The sequence below is a fragment of the Kribbella sp. NPDC056951 genome (assembly GCF_042674205.1).
GTDB lineage: Bacteria > Actinomycetota > Actinomycetes > Propionibacteriales > Kribbellaceae > Kribbella > Kribbella yunnanensis.
Genome location: NZ_JBHUQZ010000013.1, coordinates 1 through 20,493, shown reverse-complemented (window position 1 = coordinate 20,493; position 20,493 = coordinate 1). Strand labels below are relative to the sequence as shown.

Genomic DNA, 20,493 nt, shown 5'->3' with positions numbered 1-20,493 from the left:
GCCAGGAGGTGGTGGGCCCGGGATGTAGTCGGGACCGCGGAACGGGTTTCCTAGGTGTGGGGGCATGGGGGCTCCTACTACGGGAGGCGGGAGAACCAGAGGAGGGAGGCGAGGGCGGCCAGGAGGGCGGCGGCCAAGGCGATTCCTGCTACCAGGTTGGTGATCTCGCGGGGTTCGGTGGTCCAGCCGATGGAGGACTGGAGGTCGGAGTAGACGTCGCGGAGTTGCTCGTCGGACTCGGCTTCGTAGAACGAGCCTTTGGTGGTGTCGGCCAGTCGTTCCAGCGCTTGCGTGTCGGCTGGGACCGGGATCTCGCGGCCGTCGATGTTGACCGTGCCTTCTGGCGTACCGTAGGCGATCGTCGACACCGGGACACCAGCTTGTACGGCGGCCTGCGCGGCCTCGTCGACTGGGCTGCCTGAGGTGTTGCCGCCGTCGGACAGCAGCACGATCCGGCTTGGCGGCGGGTCGTCGGGGTCGATGGTGCGAACCGCTTGCAGGCTCGTCAGTACGGCGTCGCCGATCGCGGTGCTGTTACTGAGCTGCAGACTGTTGATCGCGTCGACCGTGGCCTGGTGGTTGGTGCTCGGGGCCGCCACCACCGTCGCCGTACGGGCGAACGACACCAGCCCGACGTTGAACTTCTCCGGCAGGTCCTGCACGAACTGGACCGCAGCCGCCTGAGCGACCTCGAACCGGTTCGGCGCGACGTCGGTCGCGGCCATCGAGTTCGACACGTCCATCGCGACCAGCACGGTGGCGCGTTCCCGCGGCACGCGGATGTCGGCCACCGGGCGGGCGATCGCGATCGTCAGCACGGTGAGTGCGGCGAGGAAGGCCGCGGCCGGCGCGTGCCGGCGCCAGCCGGGCCGCTTGGGGGCGACCTTTTCCAGCATCGGCAGGGTCGCGAACCGGACGGCGTACTTGGTGCGTCGGCGCTGGGCGATCAGGTACGCCGCGACCAGGGCCGCGACCAGCACCAGCAGCCAGAGCCACAGGGGTTGCTCGAATCTCATCGGATACCGGTCCTCGAAGTCGGGTGCCGGCGGACACTGGCCCGGCGGCGGGCGGTGGCGAACGCGGCGACGTCGCGCACCCAGTCGTTGTCGGTCCGCAACACCAGATGCGCGGCCCCGGCCCCACGAATCGCCTGCGTGGTCCGGTCCCGGTGCGCGGCCATCGCGTCGGCGTACCGGCGGCGCAGCTTCCTGCTACTCGTCTGTACCTCGCGCCGCCTGCCCGTCTCGGGGTCGACCAAGGTGAGCAGGCCGACCTCAGGCAACTCCAGCTCCCGCGGATCGAGAACCTCGATCGCCAACACCTCGTGCCGAGCGGACAACCGGCGCAGCGCATCAGCCCACCCGAGCGCGCCTTCGGCAGACGCGGGATCATGCGGCGCACGCTCATCGCGGCCAAGACGGTTCCCGTACTGCGCGGACGCGCCCCCTCCGAGCACACCGCCGCGCGAGTGGGCGGCACGGCCGATGGATCCACCTCCTACGATCGTCGGGGTGAAGGGGTCGTCGTGGAAGTCGGAGACGACTACGCGGAGGCCGGGGCGGGGGTGTTCGCGGTTCAGGCGGGTGATGGCTCGGGCTAGGTCGGTCGGTGGGTACTCGCCTGGCGTTGCTCTGGGCAACGACAGGAGGGTGCGTAGCGACCGGCGGAGCTGGACGCCGCCGCCGGCCGCCGGCAGTCGGCGTACTTCGTCGCCGACGGCGATTCGGACGCCGAGGCGGTTGCCGGGACCGCTAGCGAGCAGACCGAGGGCTCCGATGATCGCGATCGCGAGGTCACGCTTCTCGCTGAGGGCGGTGCCGAAGTCCATGCTGGCCGACGCATCGAGCAGTGCCCACGTCTCCAGTTCCCGCTCGGCCAGCGGCGCCCGCACGTGCGGGTCCAGCGAACGGGCGGTCACGTTCCAATCCATCCGGCGTACGTCGTCCTGCCCGGCCTGGTACGGACGCGCCTCGTTCGGTTCACTCCCGGGACCGCTGCGCAGCCCGGTGATCTCGCCGTGCAGAAACCCTTCCAGCTTCCGCTTCACCGTCAGTTCGAGCGCCCTTAGTGCACGCTCACGACCGGCGAGCAGGTCAGGGCCGCTCATCAGGCTGCCGATCCCTGAAGGGCCGTGTCAGAGTCGGACGGTACGACGTGGGGCTGCTCGATCGTGTGCAGAATCCGCGCGATCACCGACCGCGGGTCCACGCCATCCGCGAGGGCGTCGAACGTGAGCACCAACCGATGCGACATCACGTCGAGCGCGACGTCGCACACATCAGCCGGCAGCACGTAGTCCCGACCACGCAGCAGCGCCAACGCACGCCCCGCCGCGACCAAACCGAGCGTCGCCCGCGGGCTCGCGCCGAACTCCAGTACGCCGGCCAGATCCGCCAGCCCATACTGGTTCGGAGCCCGCGTCGCATGCACCAGACGAACGACGTACTCGGCCACCGCGTTGTGGACGAACACCTCTTCCGTTGCCTGCTGCAACTGATGCACCTGCTCCGGAGTCAGTACGGCGTTCGCGTGCGGACGGCGAGCGCTCATTCGCTGCAGGATCGTCAGCTCCTCGAGCGGACTCGGATAGTCGACGGTGATCTTCAGCAGGAAGCGGTCCCGCTGCGCCTCGGGGAGTGCGTACACGCCGTCGGACTCGATCGGGTTCTGGGTCGCGAGGACCAGGAACGGATCGGGCAGCTGGTAACTCGTGCCGCCGATACTGACCTGGTTCTCGGCCATCGCCTCCAGCAACGCCGACTGCACCTTGGCCGGGGCCCGGTTGATCTCGTCGGCGAGGACCAGGTTGGCGAAGATCGGGCCGAGCTCGGTGTCGAACCCCTCGGTCGACGGCCGCCAGATCCGGGTCCCCATGATGTCGCCCGGGACCAGGTCGGGAGTGAACTGCAACCGGGCGAACCGGCCACCGATCACCTCGGCCAGCGTCCGGACCGCGAGCGTCTTGGCGACCCCGGGTACCCCTTCGAGCAGGCAGTGGCCCCGGGCCAGCAACCCGACCAGCATCCGCTCGACCAAATGGTCCTGTCCGACGACGACCCGCTTCACCTCGAACAACGCGTGTTCGAGGGAAGCGGCCGTCACGCCGGGACGCGCGACGTGGGTCTCACTCATGCGTCGTCTGCCGGGTTCTGCTCAGGCTGCGTCGGGTTCTGGTCGGGCTGCGTCGGATTCTGGTCGGGCTGCGTCGGCTGCGCCTGGCCCTGTCCCTGGCCGCCGCCCTGCTTGTCGGGGCAATCGCGCCCGTCCCGCGTCCCCGTCCCACTACCCTGCTCCGCGGTCCCACTGCCCTGCTGCGGCGTCCCGGTGCTCGGGTTGTCGCCCTGCGCGGCGCTCGGCGTGCCTTCCTCGACGGTCACGTAGCCCTGGTCGGGCGCCGGGTCGTTCCCCGCCGCGTAGGCGATGCCGCCGACACCGAGCGCTGCCACGGCTACCGCCGTACCGAGAAGGATCCGCTTGCCTGGGATGTTCATGAAGTCTCCTTGGGATCGAGTGATCACCACTTCATCAAGCAGCCCCGAAAACGACCGGAAAGCAGAACGAAAGTCCGGCGAAAGACCAGACCGGCGGACGACGCCGATCCCGCTACCTTGGTGTCGTGCGACTACTGGTGGTGGAGGACGAGGAAGGCCTGGTCAGCGCGTTGCGCTCCGGACTCGGGCGGGCCGGCTATGCCGTCGACACGGCGCTGACCGGGGCCGAGGCGGTGGAGAAGCTGGCGACGACGGCGTACGACCTGGCGATCCTGGACATCACGCTGCCGGACACCAGCGGGCTCGACCTGTGCCGGGCGGTCCGCCGCGGCGAGATCGAGGTGGCCTCCGGGCGAGAGCTGCGGGTGCTGATGCTGACCGCGCGCGCCTCGCTGGCCGATCGGGTCCGCGGGCTGGACGAGGGTGCCGACGACTACCTGACCAAGCCGTTCGCGCTGGTCGAACTGCTGGCCCGGATCCGCGCGCTGTTGCGCCGCGACGTGACGAACGGGAGTACGCAACTGCACGTCGGCGACCTCGTCCTCGATTCGTCCCGCCACCTCGCCACCCGGAACGGCCGCGAACTCGCGCTGACCCTCAAGGAGTTCGGCGTACTGCGGTATCTGATGTCGCGCCCCGGTCATGTCGTGTCGGCCGAGGAACTGCTCGAACATGTCTGGGACGAGAACGCGGATCCGTTCACCCAGAGCGTCCGGGTGACTGTCGGGACGTTGCGCCGCAAACTCACCCAGGACGGGGAAGAGGCGGTGCTCGAAACCGTGATCGGCCGCGGCTATCGGCTGCGAGGTGAGGACACATGAAGGTTCCCGCGTGGGCCCAGACGATCCGCTTCCGGCTGACCCTGACGTATTCCGCGGTGCTGATCGCCCTGTCGGCGTTGCTGCTCGGCGGGGTCTACTTCGCGCTCCGGGCCTACCTGGACCCGAAGCCGCTGAACCCGATCACGGTGAACAAGTATTACAAGAGTCCCGATGGGCAGGTGCACATCAAGGACGGCTACACGATCGAGGCCGCCGATATCGCCAGTGTGCAGTCCGCGGTCAACTTCCAGACGCTGGAGACCCTGCGGTCCTATTCGGCCGCCGGTATCGGCGCACTGTTCCTCGTCAGCCTCGGGACCGGCTGGTGGTTGTCCGGGCGGGCGCTCCGGCCGGTACGGCGGATCACCGCGACCGCGCAGGAGATCTCGGCCACCGACCTCTCTCGCCGGATCGCGCTCGAAGGTCCGCGGGACGAGTTGCGGAACCTCGGTGACACCGTCGACGACATGCTCGAGCGGCTGGAGTCGGCGTTCGTAGCGCAACGACAGTTGGTCGACGACGCCTCGCACGAACTGCGCAATCCACTCGCGGTGATCCAGGCGAACGTCGACGCCGTACTGGCACATGACGACACCCCACCCGAGGACCGGGCCCAGGCGACCGCGATCGTCAGTCGCGCTATCCAGCGGATGACCCGTCTCGTCGAGGACCTCCTTGCCTCCGCTCGCCGGTCGTCCCCGGCGTTCGTCGACGCCGACGTGGACCTGGCCGCGATCACGAGCGAGGCGGCCGAGGAGTACGAACTGCTCGCCGCCGATCGCGAACTCCACGTCGTACGGCGGCTGTCCCCCGGCCCGATCACCGCCGGCGACGCGTCGGCGCTGCGGCGTGCTGTCGACAACCTGCTTTCCAACGCGGTTCGCCTAGCGCGAGGCGGCAGCCAGCTGGTGCTCGCGGTAGGCAGCCAGAACGGCTGGGCCTGGATCGCCGTCCGCGACGAAGGACCCGGCATCGCCGCCGACGACGCCGACCGAGTCTTCGACCGCTTCTTCCGCGCAGGCACCCGGCAATCGCCCGCCACCGTCCCCTCAACCGGCCAACGCCGAGCAGGCCTCGGCCTGGCCATCGTCCGCCAGATCGCCGAATCCCACGGCGGAACGGTCGCCCTGCACTCCGAGCTGGGCGTCGGAAGCACCTTCATCATCTGGCTCCCCGACCGCGCGCTCACCGACGACGTACGCCGTACTCCCACCCCACCGCCCGAGGATCCGCTCGGCCCGCGCCTCTGACCACGCCCCCTCCACAACACGCCCCACAACACACCGTCAGACCCGCGCTCAGGCGCCCCGCCGCGGCACCAACCCCCCGCGCGACCGAAGCCACCGTGCCCCGCCACCGAAGCCACCGTGCCCCGCCATCGAAGCCACCGTGCGAGTGTGGGGAGATGGTCGGCGAGTGCGGGGTCCATGCTGTCGGCAAGGACTTTCCGAGGGCACAGTCCTCACATTCGCGGTAGCCGGGCGTGGCAGTTCGGTTGGGGTGGAAGGGATAGCTGCTCGCGGGGCGGTCGGGCAGGCTCGGCTCGGCGGTCGAAAGGTTCTTGAAAGCGCGGCCCGCTGCACTGATGGAACTGAATCCCTGGGAGGCGTCATGCGTCGAGTGCTGACTGTGCTGGTGTTGCTGGGTTTGCTGGCGGCTGGGTTGCCGGCTCAGGCGGTTCCGATCGGGGGTGGTACGCCGATGGCCCCGGGCTACGCGTTTTATCCGCGGGTGATTCGGCTGGAGCATCAGGCGCAGGGGAACGGCACGATGGTGGCCGCGCTGGTGACTAACGACGGGGACTGGATCGGCGCGATTCACCACAGCACGGACAACGGGCTGACGTTCAAGCAGGTCGGGCGGGTTGCCGATCCGCTCAACCACACTGGTATGTGCTGTCACACCTTGTACGAGCTGCCGCAAGCGGTTGGTGCGATGCCGGCCGGGACGCTGTTGTGGGCGGCGTCGATGGGAGCCGACGCGGGTGCGGGCCGGCGCATGTCGGAACACGTTTGGAAGTCCGCGGACCAAGGGCGGACCTGGACTTTCCTGGCCGAGGTGGACGTGTCGCCGAACGGGTCCGGGACGTGGGAACCGGAGTTCACGGTCACGACCGACGGTCGGCTGGTGATGTTCTACTCCGACGAGACCGATGGTGTGCACAGTCAGAAACTCGTCGAGCATGCGACCACCGACGGCGTGAACTGGACGGCACCGCGGGATGTCGTGGCGCTGGCCGACACGGCGGCTCGGCCGGGGATGGCCGTCGTACGGAAGGTTCCGGACGGGACCTACCTGATGAGCTACGAGATCTGCGGGCCTGGGCACAACTGCGAGGCCTACGTCCGGTGGTCGACCGATGGGTGGAACTGGGGTTCGCCGACCGATGCCGGCTCGCGGGTGCGTACTGCGGATGGGCGGTACCCCGGCAGTACGCCGACGATCACGGTGGTGGGGAATACCGTCGTACTGAACTCGATGCGGGTGCGGAACGCCGACGGGAGTTTCGCAGCAGGCGACGGGCGGATGTTCTTCGGGAACGGGGCCAGTGGGCACGGGGACTGGTTCGAGATCACGGCGCCGGTGCAGATTCCGGATCCGGGGAACGGCGTGTGCCCGACGTGGAGCAACCCGCTGCTCGGATCGGCGGATGGGAAGTCGGTGTTCCAGATCGCGACCGACTACGACGCGGGCGGTACGTGCCGCGCCTGGCCGGGCGCGGGAGCCGCCGTACCGGTGGGGAGCCGGTCAGCGGTTGAGTCGGGGCGGGTGTTCGTGACGCAGTACCAGCAGCACCTGTTTGCCACGGCCTCCACCGGCACGTTGCGGCACTGGTTCTGGGACAGCCGGGACGGGATGCACAGCGACACCTGGGGTACGGCGGTCGCCGGGCAGCCGGTCGGATTCCTGTACGGCGAGCAGCAGCACGTGTTCTGGCGATCGACGAGCGGGGCTTTGGAGCACTCGTTCTGGGACCCGGCGAGTGGTAGCTATCACGACACCTGGGGAACCGGTTTGGGCGGCGACCCGGCCGCGCTGGTGAACGGCAACGCTCAGCACACCTGGGCGGTCGATGCCTCCGGCAACCTTCAGCATTGGTGGTGGGCACCTGGACAGGCTGTCCAGCGCAACACGTGGGGTAGCGGGCTCGCCGGACGACCGAGCGCGTTGCTGGTGCAGGATGCCGAGCACATCGTCGTACGGACGACCGACGGGCGCATCCGGCACACGTGGTGGACGGGACCGCAGGGGTTCCGGAGCGAGACCATCGGCAACGACGTCACCGGCGACCCGGTCACCGCGCAGATCGGCGATGCGCAACACATCTGGGCGACCACTGCGAACGGCGAACTCCGGCACTGGTGGTGGAATGCTCGGGAGGGTTGGCGAACCGACGTCTGGTCCACGGGTGCTGTCGGCCGACCCGCGTTCCTCCAGGTCGGCGACGCCCAGCACGTGTGGCACCGCACCACCACCGGCGACCTCATCCACGTCTACTGGTCCCCCAGCACCGGCCTCGTCCGTGAAACCTGGGGCACCGGCATCACGGGAGATCCGACGGCCGCTGCGGTCGGCTCAGCCCAACACGTCTGGTCCCTCGACGCCGGCAACGCCGCCCAGCACTGGTGGACCGAAGGCGCCACCATCCGTCACGACACCTGGGGCTGAGGGTGTTTCCAGAGCAGGAGTACGACGGCGGCTGCTAGAAGCCCCGCGGTGATGATGGTGAACAGGACGAGGTGGAACGTGTAGTCGAGACCGCGATCAACAGTTGATACCCGGTGGGGTTGATCGCGGTCGTAGATGACATCGATCTGACGTGGAATCGCCTTGTAGTGGCTGAAGCGTGAGACGCGCTGGTCGATCGCCTCACCGGCACGCGTCACGTACCGCACATCGATCCACCTCGGCGGTTTCCCAGCCCGCGGGTGGTCCACAGCCACCACGGTCGCCGTCACCACCTCACCGCGCTGCCGCAACCAGTACACGTCGGACACCAGCGTCCACCCGATACTCCCGCACAGAATCGCCGCGCCGAGCAGCACAACCACCCACCCGGACCTCCGCCGTACCTTCACCCACACCTCCGCATCGCCACCACAGACCGCCTCATCGGGTGGCGGCTCCGCGGGCGCGGCCGAGGAGGTTGAGGCGGAGGTCTAGGAGGGACAGGAGGATCAGGAAGGCGCCGACACCGCCGTACAGGAGGACTGGGCGGGTGTAGGCGAGGGGCCAGTCTGCTGCTTGCATGCGGGTGGGTTTCTTGCGGTCGTAGCGGACGTCGAGCTTCTGGCCGGGCTCGGCGTCGTGGTAGTTCGCGGTCTTCGCGACGACCGCTTGGCCGTCGCGGGTGACGTAGGTGACCTTGATCTTGTCGGTGCTGCGACGGCTGTGCTGCACTTCCCCCACCGTCGCCGTGACTACCTCCCCGCGGTGCCGCAGCCAGTACAGGTCGGCGACCTGCACCAGCCCCACCACCAGGAACACGAGTGCCGCCACCGACGCGGCGATCACTCGGCGATTGATTGTCACGCGGACACCATGCCTGATCGGGCGGGTCAGCTCCCGTTGTACGGCGACGCCAGGAGGGGGCGGGTGTTGGTGAGCACCTGGGCGTAGTTGGCGCGGATTTCGGTGGCGTCGAGGGTGATGGCGGGTTCGGGTTTGCCGACGGGGACCTGCCAGGTCGGGAGGGTGCCGGTGAGCGCCCAGGCGGCTTGGCGGGCGGCACCGAGGGCGACGTACTCGGCTGGTTCGGGGAGGACGACTTCGGCGCCGAGGAGGGCTGGAGCGAGAGCCTGTACGGCGCGGGAGCGGGCACCGCCGCCGAGCAGCAGGAGGCGGTTGACGGGGATGCCTTGGGCGCGGAGGGCGTCGACGGCGTCGGCCAGGCCGCACAACAGGCCCTCGACCGCGGCGCGCGCCATGGTGGCGGGCTGGGCGGTTGCTCTCGTGAGGCCGTAGACGAGGCCGGTCGAGTGCGGGAGGTCCGGCGTGCGTTCACCGTCGAGGAACGGCAGCAGGACGAGTCCCTGGCTGCCGGGCGACGACAGGACAGCCTCGTCGAACTCGGGCAGCGTCATCCCCAGCAACTGCGCGGTCGCCGACATCACGCGAGCCGCGTTCAGCGTGCAGACGAGCGGGAGGTATTCGCCGGTCGCGTCTGCGAAGCCGGCCACGAAACCGCTCGGGTCCGCGGTCGGGTGGGCGGAACGGGCGAACGCCGTACCGCTGGTCCCGAGCGAGATCGCCACATCACCAACCTGCAGATCCAACCCGAGCGAGGCCGCCGCGTTGTCCCCGGTCCCCGCAGCCAACGCAGCACCCGACGCCGTCCGCCCGACAATCTCAGCCGGCCCAGCCACCCGCGGAAGCTTCAACGAGCGCCCAAAAGCCCGCTCAACCAAAGCCTCCCGATAGCTGTTAGTAGCAGGCGACCACCACCCCGTACCCGAAGCGTCACCGCGGTCAGTGGTGATCCCGTCGATCCCCGACCGATCAGCAGCCAGCCGATGCGTCATCCAGTCGTGCGGCAGTACGACGGCCGCCGCCCGCGCGAACGCATCCCGGCGTACCGGGTCGGTCTCGGCGTTGTCGCGGAGCCAGCGGAGCTTGGTGACGGTGAACGACGGGACTGGCATCGAGCCGACTGCTTCGGCCCAGGCTTGTGGGCCGCCTAGCTCGGTGATTAGTTCGGTGGTGGCGTCGGCGGAGCTGGTGTCGTTCCAGAGGACTGCGGGGTGGACTACCTCGCCGGCCTCGTCCAGGAGGACCATGCCGTGTTGCTGGCCGCCGATGGCGATCGCTTCGACGCCGTCGAGGAGCCCGTCGGAGGCGATCTCCCACGCCTTCCACCACTCGTGCGGGTCGACCTGAGTGCCGTCGGGGTGCGGCGCCCGCCCTTCGCGCAGGACTGCGCCGGTTTCGGCATCGCACACGACCACCTTGGTGGCCTGGGTGGAGCAGTCCACCCCAGCCACCAGTCTCGGCTCGGTCATTCAGGCTCCCTGATTAGTTTGGGGACCAGCCTAAAGCGATTCGAGCGTCGCGCGCGCCCCCATCTCGTGGAGCGACCGCACAGCGGCGGTGTACTCCGCGACGAACCGGGAGTCGGACGCCAGGTCACCGAACAGGTCCGGGTCCGAGATGAAGACCAGCGGGTCCTCGCGGTTGTGCTGCGCCCGCTCGACGAGCTTGTCGCGCAGCCGGTCGACAACCTCGATCGGCTCACCCTGCTCATCGACACCCTCGGCGTACCGGGCCCACGACGCGACCACCAGCGCCGACCGCTTGATCTCGCGCCCGGCCGCGAGCTGCTCGCGGATGACTGGGACGAGCCACTTCGGGATCCGGTCGGAGCTCTCCGCGCACAACCGCGCGAGCGTGTCCTTGACCTCCGGATTCGCGAACCGCTCGATCAGCTGATGCCGGTAGCGGTTCAAATCAACCCCGGGCACCGGCGGCAGCGTCGGCGTACCTTCTTCGGTCATGTAATGAAGTAGGAAACCCACGAACAGCTTGTCCTGGCACACCTCGTGCGCATACCGGTAGCCGGCCAGATACCCGAGGTAGCACAAGGCCTGATGCGACGCGTTCAGCAGCCGCAGCTTCATCAGCTCATACGGCTCGACGTCGTCGACGATCTGAACACCGACCTCTTCGTACGGCGGCCGCACGCCCCCGAAGTCGTCCTCGAGCACCCATTGGGTGAACGGCTCACACACCACCGGCCACCCGTCCTCGACCCCGAAAACCTCGGACAACGCGGACCGATCACCGTCCGTGGTGACCGGCGTGATCCGATCAACCATGCAGTTCGGAAAGCGAACCTCGTTCTCCAAGTGATCGGCTAGCGCGGGATCCTTCAACCGCGCAAAAGCCGCGAGCATCTTCCGGGCGACATGCCCGTTCCCCGGGATGTTGTCGCACGACATCACCGTGAACGGCGGGATCCCGGCCGCCCGTCGCCGGGCCAGCGCCTCGACGACGAACCCGAACGCACTCCCCGGCACCGCATCCGGTTCGAGGTCGGCCTCCAGCCCGGAGGTGTCCAGCTCCCCCGTCACCTGATTCACGTGGTACCCACCCTCGGTGATCGTCAGCGACACGATCCGCGTCGCCGGGTCGACCAGCCGATCCAGTACGGCGTTGGCGTCGTCCGGCGCGAACAGGTAGTCCACGAGAGAGCCGATCACCCGCGGTTCCAGCGTCCCGTCCGGGTGCTTGATCACCAGCGTGTACAGGTGATCCTGCCCGGACAGGACGTCGTACATCCGGCGGTCCTGCCGCAGTACGCCGACCCCGACGATCCCCCAGTCGAGCGCCTTCCCGTCGTTCATCAACGCATCGAGGTACATCGCCTGATGCGCCCGGTGGAACCCACCGACCCCGAAGTGCACGATGCCCGGCGTCACCGCCGTACGGTCATAAGACAGTACGGCGAGGTTGCCGAGGGCACCCAATGCCGCCGTGTTCAGCTGGGTCACTTGACCGCTCCCAGCGACAGGCCCTGAACGAGCTTGTCCTGCGCGGCGAACCCGGCGATCAGCACGGGCAGCGAGACCACGATCGACGCGGCACACACCTTGGCGAGGAACAATCCTTGGCTGGTCACGAACCCAGTCAAGAACACCGGCGCCGTCTGCGCCACCGTCCCGGTCAGGACGCGGGCGAACAGCAGCTCGTTCCAGCTGAAGATGAAGCAGATCAGCGCCACCGAGGCGATCCCCGGAGTCACCACCGGCGCGACCACGGATCGCAGAGTCCTACTCAGCGACGCTCCATCAACCGAGGCCGCCTCGAGGATCTCCACCGGCACCTCGGACAGGAAGCTGCGCAGCATCCAGACGGCGATCGGCAGGTTCATCGACGTGTAGAGAATGATCAGCAGCCAGATGTTGTCCAGGAACCCGACCGACTGCGCGAACAGGTAGATCGGCAGCAGACCGGCCACCACCGGCAGCATCTTCGTGGACAGGAAGAAGAACAGGACGTCGGTCCACTTGCGCACCGGCCGGATCGACAGCGCGTACGCCGCCGGGAACGCCAGCAGGATCACGAACGCCGTGGACAGCACACTCGCGGTCAGCGAGTTCGCCAGCGACGGCCACGGGCCGGTGTCGAAGAACGCCCGGTAGCCATCAATCGTCAACGGAGCCGCGACATCCGGCGGATTCTTGGCGGCGTTCTCCTCGGAGTGGAACGAGGTCAGCAACATCCACAACACCGGCAGGACGAACAGGATCCCGATGATCCACGCCAGCCCACTCAGCGCCCAACCACCACCGCGATTCTTCTTCCCCGTCACGATCGTGACAGCGCCGCTCATCGTCCGGTCTCCTCTCGGAACAGCGTGGACACCGACCGCAGTGCGAACGTCGCGATCGCGATCGTGCCGATCACCACGATGACGCCGGCGGCCGAGGCACGTCCGTAGTCGTGAGCGGTGTAGAAGGTCTGGTAGATCGTGTACGGCAGGTTCGACGTACCGAGACCGCCCGAGGTGATCGTGAAGACCGCGTCGAAGTTCTGTACGACGTAGATCGAGCCCAGCAGCGCGGACAGTTCGAGGTACTGGCGCAGGTGCGGCAGCGTCATGTAGCGGAAGATCTCCCACTGGTTCGCGCCGTCGATCCCGGCCGCCTCGATCACGTCCAACGGCCGGCTCTGCAGCCCGGCCAGCAGGATCAGCATCATGAACGGCGTCCACTGCCAGACGAGCGCGAAGATGATCGACCACAACGGCTGGTTGCTGATCCAGTCCGGCTGTGGCGCGTTCTCGCCGAAGATCCACTTCAGCACTCCGTTGAACAACCCGTACGTCGGGTTGTACAGCGCGTGCTTCCAGAGCAGCGCGGCCGCCACCGGTACGACGAGGAACGGCGTGATCATCATCGTCCGAACCGCGCCCCGGCCGCGGAACTTGCGGTCCAGCAGCAGCGCGATCCCCAGCCCCAGCAGCAGACTGATCAGTACGACGCCTGCCGTGAGCAGGATCGTCACCCAGATCGCGTGTCGCGTGTTCGCGTCGGTCAGCACCCGGCGGAAGTTGTCGATCCCGGCGAACCCGCGCTCGTCGGGGTAGTAGGCGTTCCAGTCCATGAAGGACGTGATCAGCGTGACCACGAACGGCAGCTGGGTCACGACGATCATGAAGACCAGCGCCGGCAGCAAGGGCGCCCGCCGAGCCCAGTCCCCGGTCTTGCGCATCAAGCTCTGGTCCGGGGCCGCGTGCTTACGCTGCGGGCGGGTTTCGGTGTCAACAGACATGGTTCACTCCCCTCACTTCGCCGCGCGCGAGCGGTACCGCTCGGCCACGTCGTCGGCGAGCACCTGCCCGCGTTTCAGCGCTTCGTCCACGCTCATCCGCCCGGCGATCGCCGAGCTCACGTCCTGACTGACCTGGGTACCGAGATCCGGGAACTCCGGGATGTCGACGAACTGGATCCCGATCGCCGGCCGCGGCTGCGTCCCCGGGTTGCGCGGGTCCGCGGTCTCGATGGCTTCCTTGGTCGGTGCCGCGAAGGACCCGGCCTCCTTCAGGTACGCCGGGTTCTCGTACGTCGACGCCCGTTTCCCGGCCGGGACCCGGGACCACCCGAGCTTCTCGCCGACCAGCTGCTCGTACTCCTTGCTGGACGCCCACGAGATGAACTTCCAGGCGTTGTCCTGCTTCTTGCTGGCTTCCTGGATGCTCCACGACCACGCGTACAGCCAGCCCGAGCTGTCGGTCTCCTTGACCGGTGCCGGGGCGTAGCCGATCTTGCCCTTCACCGGCGAGTTCGGCGCCTCCAGCGATCCGGCGGCGGACGTGGCGTCGTACCACATCGCGACGTTGCCCTGGATCAGGTTGTTCAGGCATTCGGTGAAGCCGGCCTGGGGCGCGCCCGCCTCGCCATGGTTGCGGACCAGGTCGACGTAGAACTTGGTGGCCGCGGTGAACTCCGGCGAGTTCACCTGTGCCTGCCAGTCCTGCGTGAACCAGGTGCCGCCGAAGGTGTTCACCACGGTCGTGAGCGGCGCGAAGATCTGGCCCCAGCCGGGCTGACCGCGCAGGCAGATCCCGCGCATGTTGGGCTGGGCCTTGTCGACCTTGGCCGCGATATCCGCGACCTCGTCCCAGGTCGGCTTGGCCGGCATCGTCACGCCCTTGGACTCGAGTACGTCCTTGCGGTACATCAGGAACGACGACTCGCCGTAGAACGGTTCGCCGTACACCTTGCCGTCCTCGCCGGACAGCGACTCGGTCATCGGCTTCAGGATGTCGTCCTGGTCGAACGACGGGTCCTTCGCGATGTGGTCGGACAGCGGCGCGATCCACTTGCTCTTGGCATAGATCGGGATCTCGAAGTTGCTCAGCGTCGCGACGTCGTACTGACCGGCCTGGCTGGAGAACTCCTGGCTGATCTTGTCCCGGACGTCGTTCTCCGGCAGCACGGTGAAGTTCACCTTGATCCCGGTCTGCTTGGTGAAGTTGTCGGCGGTGAGCTGCTGCAGATCGACCATCTGCGGGTTGTTCACCATCAGCACGTTGATGCTGTCGGCGCCACCACCACCGGCGCCACCGCCCCACCCGGCACAGCCACTGACCGCACTCACCAGAAGTGCGACACCGACCGCTCCGGCACGTTTTCGCTGTCTCGGCACGAGCCACTCCCTCACCGCTCATTTGAGCAAGCTTCCGCTCACTGCCACGAGTGAAACGGAATCGGGGTTGACCTGTCAAGAGTCTGTGCAACACTGGTGCACAGCTCCGCTCATATGAGCGGCCTGGTTGTGGGGAGGCGAGATGGAGCCCATCGCGGGCGGTCCGGCACACCTCGTGCTGACGGCGTCGATCGCGCGCCGGTACTACGTCGACGGCCGATCGAAGGTCGAGATCGCCGACGAGTTCCGGCTCAGCCGGTTCAAGGTCGCGCGGTTGCTGGACCAGGCGCGCAGCAGCGGGCTGGTGCGGATCGAGATCAGCCATCCGGGGAATGTCGATCTCGACCTGTCCGCCCGGCTCCAGGAGACCTTCGGGCTGCGCCGCGCGATCGTCGTCGACACCCCCGAGGACGAGCCGGCCGCGCTACGTCTGCAACTCGGCAAGGCTGCGGCGGAACTGCTCACTGAGATCGTCACCGCGGACGACGTACTGGGGCTGGCCTGGGCGCGCGCCGTCACGGCGATGACCGACCAGCTCACCTCGCTTGCGACCGTCCCCGTCGTTCAGCTCACCGGGGCACTCACCCGGCCGGATGTCGAGGCCAACTCGGTCGAGCTCGTCCGACACACCGCGCGGCTGTCCGGCGGACCGGCGTACCTGTTCTATGCGCCACTGGTGGTTCCGGATGCGACCACGGCGCGCGCGTTGCGGCAGCAGCCTGAGGTCGCTGAGGCGATCGGTCATTTCGACACCGTCACGAAAGCCGTTGTGGGCCTGGGATCCTGGGCCGCCGGTCAATCCACGCTGTACGACGCCATGGACGCGGACGCGTGTGAGCAGCTGCGGAAGCGTGGTGTCGTGGCGGACATCTCCGGGGTGTTCGTCGATGCGAAGGGTGTTCCGGTTCAGAGCAAGGTCACCGATCGGGTGATCGCGATCAACGCCGACCAGATGAACGCGATCGACGAGGTGATCGCGATTCCGTACGGTCTCGGCAAGGCCGACGCGGTTCGCGCCGCGATCCGCAGTGGGCTGGTGAACGGGATCGTTACCCACAGTCCACTCGCACGCGCCTTGCTGGACGAGGTCACCTAGCCCACCATGGGCGAGGTGGAAACCCCCTTACTCGGTGGCACCGCCAACCGGGGACTGGTCGTCCGGGTCCGCGACACCGTCCGCCGACCGCTCCGAGCCGGCAGTACGGCGACCCACGCCGTACTGCGGTATCTGGAGGACGTGGGATTCGCCGGCGCACCGCGGTTCCTGGACATCGACGCGCAAGACCGTGAGGTGCTGTCCTACGTGCCGGGCGAGACGGTCACGCCGCCGTACCCGTCCTGGTCCATGACGGACGAGGCACTCGACAGCGTGGCGGTGCTTCTGCGCGACTACCACCAGGCCGTTGCGGGATTCCCGGCAGCCGACCTCACCTGGAACGAGCCTGTCCCGACGGAGTACGTCGACGGCCTGATCAGCCACAACGATCCAAACCTGGACAACATCGTCTTCCGAGACGGGATCGCGGTCGCCCTGATCGACTTCGACCTCGCCGGCCCGGGCTCAGCCCTGTGGGACGTCGCCGCCGCGATCCGCCTGTGGGCGCCACTCCGGCCGGAGGACGACATCCACGACGTACGGCGAGGTCGGGTCCTCAGTCGGTTGCGCCGCTTCGCGGACACCTACGAACTGACCGAGGCCGATCGCGCTCGGCTCGTCGCGGCAACGGCCGACAACCACGTCTGGTGTATGGACTACGTCCGCCGCGGCTCCGAGACTGGACACCCCTGGTTCCACCAACGCTGGACCACCGGCGAAGCCGCCCTGACCGCCCGCACCGACGCATGGTTCACTCAACACTCTCAGAAGCTGCAGAACGCTCTCCTGAGCTAGCTTCCTGCCGACCCTGGTAATAGTTCTCCTGCAACCTGCGGATGAAGTGCGGCACGAACACCAGCGCCGCGCTCGGGAACGGCATGGCCTCGCTGTCCTGCACGATGAACAACACGAACTTGACCGCCACCAGCCCGATCACCACGACCCAGCCGTGCTGGCAGATCCACGGCCCGTCGTCCGCGATCAGCCCCCATCGCGTGGCCGCTCCGATGGCGAACAAGGCGGCGATGAGCCCGTCGGCGGTTGCCGTCGCGGCGAGCACCCAGCCGTGCAGGCCCGCCCACCGGCTCTGCTGCGTAGTGATCATCACGACCTCTAGTACGCCGACAACCGCGATCAGCGCGTAGAAGACGGCTCCCAGTTTCAGCTTCGGCACGTCTGGTTATCGGTGGGCGGGCGCGGACGTTACCGGCGGGTGGCGGAGAATGGGCGGGTGAGTGCGCGTGTGGTGTTGCTGGCCGGGCCGTCGGGGGCCGGGAAATCGCGGTTGGCGGAGCTGACCGGGCTGCCCGTCGTGCGGCTGGACGACTTCTACCGGGACGGTGACGACGAGGCGATGCCGCGGTCCCCGCTCGGCATCGTCGACTGGGACGACCCCGCCTCCTGGGACGGCGGCCGCGCGGTCGCCGCCCTCGAACTGCTGTGCGCGACCGGCCAGGCCGATATGCCGATCTACGAGATCTCCGCCGACGGGACCGTCGGGCACCGGGAGTTCAGCACCGAGGGATCCCCGCTGATCATTGCCGAGGGCATCTTCGCCGACCAGATCACCGGCGAACTCCGGGACCGCGGCCTGCTCGCGATCGCGATCTGTGTCCGACACCACCGCCTGGTCACGTTCGTCCGCCGCTTCCAGCGCGACCTCCGCGAGCACCGCAAACCGCCGTTCACCCTGCTCCGCCGCGGTCTCCTACTCCTCCGCGACGACCCCCAGGTAGTCCGCCGCTGCGTCGACGCCGGCTGCGCCCCCATGACCCCGAAGGTCGCCCTCCGCCGAATCACCGCGTTGATTGCCGGACCCACACGCCATCACAATTGACCTTTCGGCGCCCGTCTGCGCTCAGCGCGGCACCGCGAGCGCATTTGTGATGGCCTACAGGTCCACCGCGGTTAGGCCGCTGTTCACCTTTTCCTGCTCGGATAGCGGTCGTGAACCGCTCGGCTCCTGGTATAGCCGTTGTTGTGACCGCCCTGCTGCTCGGTGTGACCGGCTGCGGCAGTGACGCGGGCGCCGCGGTGCGCCCCGCCGACGCCCCCGCTCCGACCAAGATCGTCGAGCAGACCGTCAAGAGCGCCCTGGCCGGGATGATCGTCCTGCCACGCGGCTTCGTGGCCGACCCGAAGCACACCACCGGCCCCTTCAGCACCGAGACCTACCTGGCGAACTTCTCCGCCGAACCCGCCCTCGACCGCGCCCTCCTCCTGAACTCAGGCTTCGTCGAGGGCTACCGCGCCAGCCGTCTCAGCCCCGACAAGAAGAAGCGCTACGTCGTCGAGCTCTTCAAGACAGCAACCCCGGCCAAGGCAAAGGTCCTCCAGGAAGGCTTCTGGAGCCAGGAGCCCCGCAACCATCCCTTCCGCGTCCCCGGTGCCCTCAGCAACGCACACGCGGCGTACGACGCAGGCACGGAGAAGAACGAGGCCATCGCCGAAGCCAGCTTCGTCTCCGGCTCCCTGGTCGCGCTCCTCTCCGTCCGCCAATCCGCCCCACTCGGCACAACGATCCGCCCCGACACCGCCCTCATCTCCGACCTGACCCAACGCCAACGAACCCGCCTCACCACAGGCTCCAGCTAGCCGATTCGGTCGATCACCAGCGGGCCGGCCTCGTACGACGTTGAGACCTCGACTGCATCGGTCAACGACTCGAGGGCCCGCTCGAAGCGGCTCGCGTCGTCCGCGTGCAAGGTCAGCAAGGGTTGGCCGGCGGTAATGGTGTCACCGGGCTTTGCGTGCAGTTCGATGCCGGCGACTGGGGAGACCGGGTCCTCCTTGCGGGCGCGGCCGGCGCCGAGGCGCCAGGCGGCTACACCGACGGCGAGTGCGTCTAGCTTGGACAGGACACCGGACGACGGCGCCGGTACGACGTGCTGTTCCGGAGCGACCGGGAGTTCGGCAGCGGGGTCGCCGCCCTGGGCCGAGATCATCGCGCGCCAGGCGTCCATCGCCGTACCGTCGCGCAGTTTTTCCGCCGGGTCGACGTCGGTGACGCCGGCTGCCGCGAGCATCTCGACGGCGAGGGCGATCGTCAGCTCGACGACATCGGAGGGACCGCCGCCGGCCAGGACCTCGACGGATTCGCGGACCTCCAGTGCGTTTCCAGCGGTCAGGCCGAGCGGAACGGACATTTCGGTGAGCAGGGCAACGGTTTTCACGCCGGCATCGGTGCCGAGGGCAACCATTGTCTCGGCCAATTCGCGCGCGTCGGCGAGGTCCTTCATGAAGGCGCCGGTGCCGACCTTCACGTCCAGCACGAGTGCACCGGTGCCCTCGGCAATCTTCTTGCTCATGATCGAGCTGGCGATCAGCGGGATCGCCTCGACGGTACCGGTCACGTCGCGCAGCGCGTACAGCTTCTTGTCGGCCGGAGCGAGGCCGTCGCCGGCCGCGCAGATCACCGCACCGACGTCCTCGAGTTGCCGCATCATCTCGTCGTTCGACAGTGCCGCGCGCCAGCCCGGGATCGACTCGAGCTTGTCGAGCGTGCCGCCGGTGTGACCGAGGCCGCGACCGGACAACTGCGGTACGGCGACACCGCACGCGGCCACCAGCGGTGCGAGCGGCAGCGTGATCTTGTCGCCGACGCCGCCGGTCGAGTGCTTGTCGGCGGTCGGGCGATACAGCTTCGCGAAGTCCATCCGCTCGCCGGAGGCGATCATCGCCGCGGTCCAGCGGGCGATCTCGCGGCGGTTCATCCCGTTCAGCAGGATCGCCATCGCCAGCGACGACATCTGCTCGTCGGCGACATCACCGCGCGTGTAGGCGTCGATCACCCAGTCGATCTGCCCGTCGCTCAACTCACCGCGATCCCGCTTGGTGCGAATCACGTCGACCGCGTCGAAGCTCACTTCTCCTCCAGAAACTCGGGCCCGAACGCCTCAGGCAACAACTCACGCAACGGCCGGCTCCCGGACGCCGTCTCGATCTGCAGACCGGGTCCACCGTGCTCGTGCAACAACTGCCGGCACCGTCCGCACGGCGTCAGCAACTCCTCGTTGTGGTCCACACAGGTGAAGGCGACCAGCCGCCCACCCCCGGTCCGGTGCAACTCCGACACCAGCCCGCACTCGGCACACAACGTCAACCCGTACGACGCGTTCTCGACGTTGCACCCGGCAACCACCCGCCCGTCCTCCACCAGCGCCGCCGCCCCCACGGCGTACCCGGAGTAAGGCGCATAAGCCCGCCGCATCGCGTCCACCGCGGCATCCCGCAGCACCTTCCAGTCCACATCCACCACCCCAGCATCCCATTTGGTGGGTGACCCACCCTCTAGGAGGTTCCCACCCCAAATTCCGGTACGGGAACCTCCCGTTTGGTGGGTGAACCCCAAGGCCGGTTAGTTAAGGCGGGTTGGGTGGTGTCAAGGGGTGTGTTGAACGTAAAGCAGCGGAGCTCTGTTGGGTAGACAGGTTTGTCC

The 20,493-nt window shown here is 68.0% G+C and carries 21 protein-coding genes; 7 read left to right on the top strand and 14 right to left on the bottom strand.

What is annotated here, in order from left to right; translation table 11 throughout:
- Positions 1 to 77 precede the first annotated feature (77 nt).
- Genes ACFTSF_RS34385 through ACFTSF_RS34370 form a run of 4 tightly spaced genes read right to left on the bottom strand, consistent with a single transcriptional unit; the run spans position 78 to position 3,491 of the window.
- Positions 78 to 1,016, bottom strand: a complete 939-nt coding sequence (locus ACFTSF_RS34385) for a VWA domain-containing protein (RefSeq protein WP_380158899.1) — start codon at positions 1,014 to 1,016, stop codon at positions 78 to 80.
- Positions 1,013 to 2,107 carry a DUF58 domain-containing protein gene (locus ACFTSF_RS34380; protein ID WP_380158897.1) on the bottom strand — a complete coding sequence of 365 codons (1,095 nt, stop codon included), beginning with the start codon at positions 2,105 to 2,107 and terminating at the stop codon, positions 1,013 to 1,015. The genes ACFTSF_RS34385 and ACFTSF_RS34380 overlap by 4 nt, the downstream gene beginning before the upstream one ends.
- The gene (locus tag ACFTSF_RS34375; protein ID WP_380158895.1) at positions 2,107 to 3,132 is read right to left on the bottom strand and encodes an AAA family ATPase; all 1,026 of its coding nucleotides are present in this window, start codon (positions 3,130 to 3,132) and stop codon (positions 2,107 to 2,109) included. The genes ACFTSF_RS34380 and ACFTSF_RS34375 overlap by 1 nt, the downstream gene beginning before the upstream one ends.
- Positions 3,129 to 3,491, bottom strand: coding sequence for a hypothetical protein (locus ACFTSF_RS34370; protein WP_380158893.1), 363 nt, complete (start codon positions 3,489 to 3,491; stop codon positions 3,129 to 3,131). Before ACFTSF_RS34370 ends, ACFTSF_RS34375 begins: the two co-directional genes overlap by 4 nt.
- A 125-nt stretch (positions 3,492 to 3,616) precedes the next feature.
- Between ACFTSF_RS34370 and ACFTSF_RS34365 the strand changes: the two genes are divergently transcribed.
- The 3 genes from ACFTSF_RS34365 (at position 3,617) to ACFTSF_RS34355 (ending at position 7,981) form a co-directional block, all read left to right on the top strand.
- Positions 3,617 to 4,312, top strand: a complete 696-nt coding sequence (locus tag ACFTSF_RS34365) for a response regulator transcription factor (protein WP_380158891.1) — start codon at positions 3,617 to 3,619, stop codon at positions 4,310 to 4,312.
- Positions 4,309 to 5,562: a sensor histidine kinase gene (locus ACFTSF_RS34360; RefSeq protein WP_380158889.1), complete on the top strand. Its 1,254-nt coding sequence runs from the start codon at positions 4,309 to 4,311 to the stop codon at positions 5,560 to 5,562. The genes ACFTSF_RS34365 and ACFTSF_RS34360 overlap by 4 nt, the downstream gene beginning before the upstream one ends.
- Positions 5,563 to 5,923: 361 nt before the next feature.
- Positions 5,924 to 7,981 (top strand): hypothetical protein, encoded by a 2,058-nt coding sequence (locus tag ACFTSF_RS34355; protein ID WP_380158887.1) that lies wholly within the window; start codon positions 5,924 to 5,926, stop codon positions 7,979 to 7,981.
- Here the strand turns inward: ACFTSF_RS34355 and ACFTSF_RS34350 are convergent.
- Genes ACFTSF_RS34350 through ACFTSF_RS34320 form a run of 7 tightly spaced genes read right to left on the bottom strand, consistent with a single transcriptional unit; the run spans position 7,963 to position 14,959 of the window.
- The gene (locus tag ACFTSF_RS34350) at positions 7,963 to 8,391 is read right to left on the bottom strand and encodes a DUF3592 domain-containing protein (RefSeq protein ID WP_344156934.1); all 429 of its coding nucleotides are present in this window, start codon (positions 8,389 to 8,391) and stop codon (positions 7,963 to 7,965) included. The genes ACFTSF_RS34355 and ACFTSF_RS34350 overlap by 19 nt on opposite strands.
- Before the next feature lie 31 nt (positions 8,392 to 8,422).
- Entirely contained in the window at positions 8,423 to 8,845 is a 423-nt protein-coding gene (locus tag ACFTSF_RS34345) for a DUF3592 domain-containing protein (RefSeq protein ID WP_380158885.1), read from the bottom strand.
- A 26-nt stretch (positions 8,846 to 8,871) separates the two neighbouring features.
- Positions 8,872 to 10,311 (bottom strand): FGGY family carbohydrate kinase, encoded by a 1,440-nt coding sequence (locus tag ACFTSF_RS34340; RefSeq protein WP_380158883.1) that lies wholly within the window; start codon positions 10,309 to 10,311, stop codon positions 8,872 to 8,874.
- Positions 10,312 to 10,341: 30 nt separating this feature from the next.
- Positions 10,342 to 11,799 carry a mannitol dehydrogenase family protein gene (locus ACFTSF_RS34335; protein WP_380158881.1) on the bottom strand — a complete coding sequence of 486 codons (1,458 nt, stop codon included), beginning with the start codon at positions 11,797 to 11,799 and terminating at the stop codon, positions 10,342 to 10,344.
- Positions 11,796 to 12,641: a carbohydrate ABC transporter permease gene (locus tag ACFTSF_RS34330; RefSeq protein WP_344156921.1), complete on the bottom strand. Its 846-nt coding sequence runs from the start codon at positions 12,639 to 12,641 to the stop codon at positions 11,796 to 11,798. The genes ACFTSF_RS34335 and ACFTSF_RS34330 overlap by 4 nt, the downstream gene beginning before the upstream one ends.
- Entirely contained in the window at positions 12,638 to 13,582 is a 945-nt protein-coding gene (locus ACFTSF_RS34325; protein ID WP_380158878.1) for a carbohydrate ABC transporter permease, read from the bottom strand. Before ACFTSF_RS34325 ends, ACFTSF_RS34330 begins: the two co-directional genes overlap by 4 nt.
- A 12-nt stretch (positions 13,583 to 13,594) precedes the next feature.
- Positions 13,595 to 14,959, bottom strand: a complete 1,365-nt coding sequence (locus tag ACFTSF_RS34320) for an ABC transporter substrate-binding protein (protein WP_380158876.1) — start codon at positions 14,957 to 14,959, stop codon at positions 13,595 to 13,597.
- A gap of 142 nt (positions 14,960 to 15,101) precedes the next feature.
- Here ACFTSF_RS34320 and ACFTSF_RS34315 point away from each other — a divergent pair, with 142 nt between their 5' ends.
- Together ACFTSF_RS34315 and ACFTSF_RS34310 are read left to right on the top strand one after the other, a co-directional pair.
- Complete coding sequence (locus ACFTSF_RS34315) at positions 15,102 to 16,055, top strand: sugar-binding transcriptional regulator (RefSeq protein WP_380158875.1); 954 nt, start codon at positions 15,102 to 15,104, stop codon at positions 16,053 to 16,055.
- A 6-nt stretch (positions 16,056 to 16,061) separates the two neighbouring features.
- A complete protein-coding gene (locus tag ACFTSF_RS34310) occupies positions 16,062 to 16,850 on the top strand; it encodes a phosphotransferase (RefSeq protein WP_380158874.1) in 789 nt (262 codons plus the stop codon).
- On the opposite strand, the gene ACFTSF_RS34305 is transcribed toward ACFTSF_RS34310, so the two are convergent.
- Positions 16,807 to 17,229: a hypothetical protein gene (locus ACFTSF_RS34305; protein ID WP_380158872.1), complete on the bottom strand. Its 423-nt coding sequence runs from the start codon at positions 17,227 to 17,229 to the stop codon at positions 16,807 to 16,809. The genes ACFTSF_RS34310 and ACFTSF_RS34305 overlap by 44 nt on opposite strands.
- A 57-nt stretch (positions 17,230 to 17,286) precedes the next feature.
- Between ACFTSF_RS34305 and ACFTSF_RS34300 the strand changes: the two genes are divergently transcribed.
- Both ACFTSF_RS34300 and ACFTSF_RS34295 read left to right on the top strand, forming a co-directional pair.
- Positions 17,287 to 17,892 (top strand): uridine kinase, encoded by a 606-nt coding sequence (locus ACFTSF_RS34300; protein ID WP_380158870.1) that lies wholly within the window; start codon positions 17,287 to 17,289, stop codon positions 17,890 to 17,892.
- A 143-nt stretch (positions 17,893 to 18,035) separates the two neighbouring features.
- The gene (locus tag ACFTSF_RS34295; protein WP_380158868.1) at positions 18,036 to 18,650 is read left to right on the top strand and encodes a hypothetical protein; all 615 of its coding nucleotides are present in this window, start codon (positions 18,036 to 18,038) and stop codon (positions 18,648 to 18,650) included.
- Here ACFTSF_RS34295 and ACFTSF_RS34290 read toward each other — a convergent pair.
- Positions 18,647 to 19,921 (bottom strand): thymidine phosphorylase, encoded by a 1,275-nt coding sequence (locus ACFTSF_RS34290; RefSeq protein ID WP_380158866.1) that lies wholly within the window; start codon positions 19,919 to 19,921, stop codon positions 18,647 to 18,649. The two genes, ACFTSF_RS34295 and ACFTSF_RS34290, sit on opposite strands and share 4 nt — an antisense overlap.
- A complete protein-coding gene (locus ACFTSF_RS34285; protein WP_380158865.1) occupies positions 19,918 to 20,310 on the bottom strand; it encodes a cytidine deaminase in 393 nt (130 codons plus the stop codon). Before ACFTSF_RS34285 ends, ACFTSF_RS34290 begins: the two co-directional genes overlap by 4 nt.
- Positions 20,311 to 20,493: the final 183 nt, after the last annotated feature.

What these genes read in the sequence shown, in the direction of transcription:
- ACFTSF_RS34385 (WP_380158899.1), bottom strand. Translation starts at nt 1,016, where the DNA reads ATGAGATTCGAGCAACCCCTGTGGCTCTGGCTGCTGGTGCTGGTCGCG.
- ACFTSF_RS34380 (WP_380158897.1), bottom strand. Translation starts at nt 2,107, where the DNA reads ATGAGCGGCCCTGACCTGCTCGCCGGTCGTGAGCGTGCACTAAGGGCG.
- ACFTSF_RS34375 (WP_380158895.1), bottom strand. Translation starts at nt 3,132, where the DNA reads ATGAGTGAGACCCACGTCGCGCGTCCCGGCGTGACGGCCGCTTCCCTC.
- ACFTSF_RS34370 (WP_380158893.1), bottom strand. Translation starts at nt 3,491, where the DNA reads ATGAACATCCCAGGCAAGCGGATCCTTCTCGGTACGGCGGTAGCCGTG.
- ACFTSF_RS34360 (WP_380158889.1), top strand. Translation starts at nt 4,309, where the DNA reads ATGAAGGTTCCCGCGTGGGCCCAGACGATCCGCTTCCGGCTGACCCTG.
- ACFTSF_RS34355 (WP_380158887.1), top strand. Translation starts at nt 5,924, where the DNA reads ATGCGTCGAGTGCTGACTGTGCTGGTGTTGCTGGGTTTGCTGGCGGCT.
- ACFTSF_RS34340 (WP_380158883.1), bottom strand. Translation starts at nt 10,311, where the DNA reads ATGACCGAGCCGAGACTGGTGGCTGGGGTGGACTGCTCCACCCAGGCC.
- ACFTSF_RS34330 (WP_344156921.1), bottom strand. Translation starts at nt 12,641, where the DNA reads ATGAGCGGCGCTGTCACGATCGTGACGGGGAAGAAGAATCGCGGTGGT.
- ACFTSF_RS34325 (WP_380158878.1), bottom strand. Translation starts at nt 13,582, where the DNA reads ATGTCTGTTGACACCGAAACCCGCCCGCAGCGTAAGCACGCGGCCCCG.
- ACFTSF_RS34315 (WP_380158875.1), top strand. Translation starts at nt 15,102, where the DNA reads ATGGAGCCCATCGCGGGCGGTCCGGCACACCTCGTGCTGACGGCGTCG.
- ACFTSF_RS34310 (WP_380158874.1), top strand. Translation starts at nt 16,062, where the DNA reads ATGGGCGAGGTGGAAACCCCCTTACTCGGTGGCACCGCCAACCGGGGA.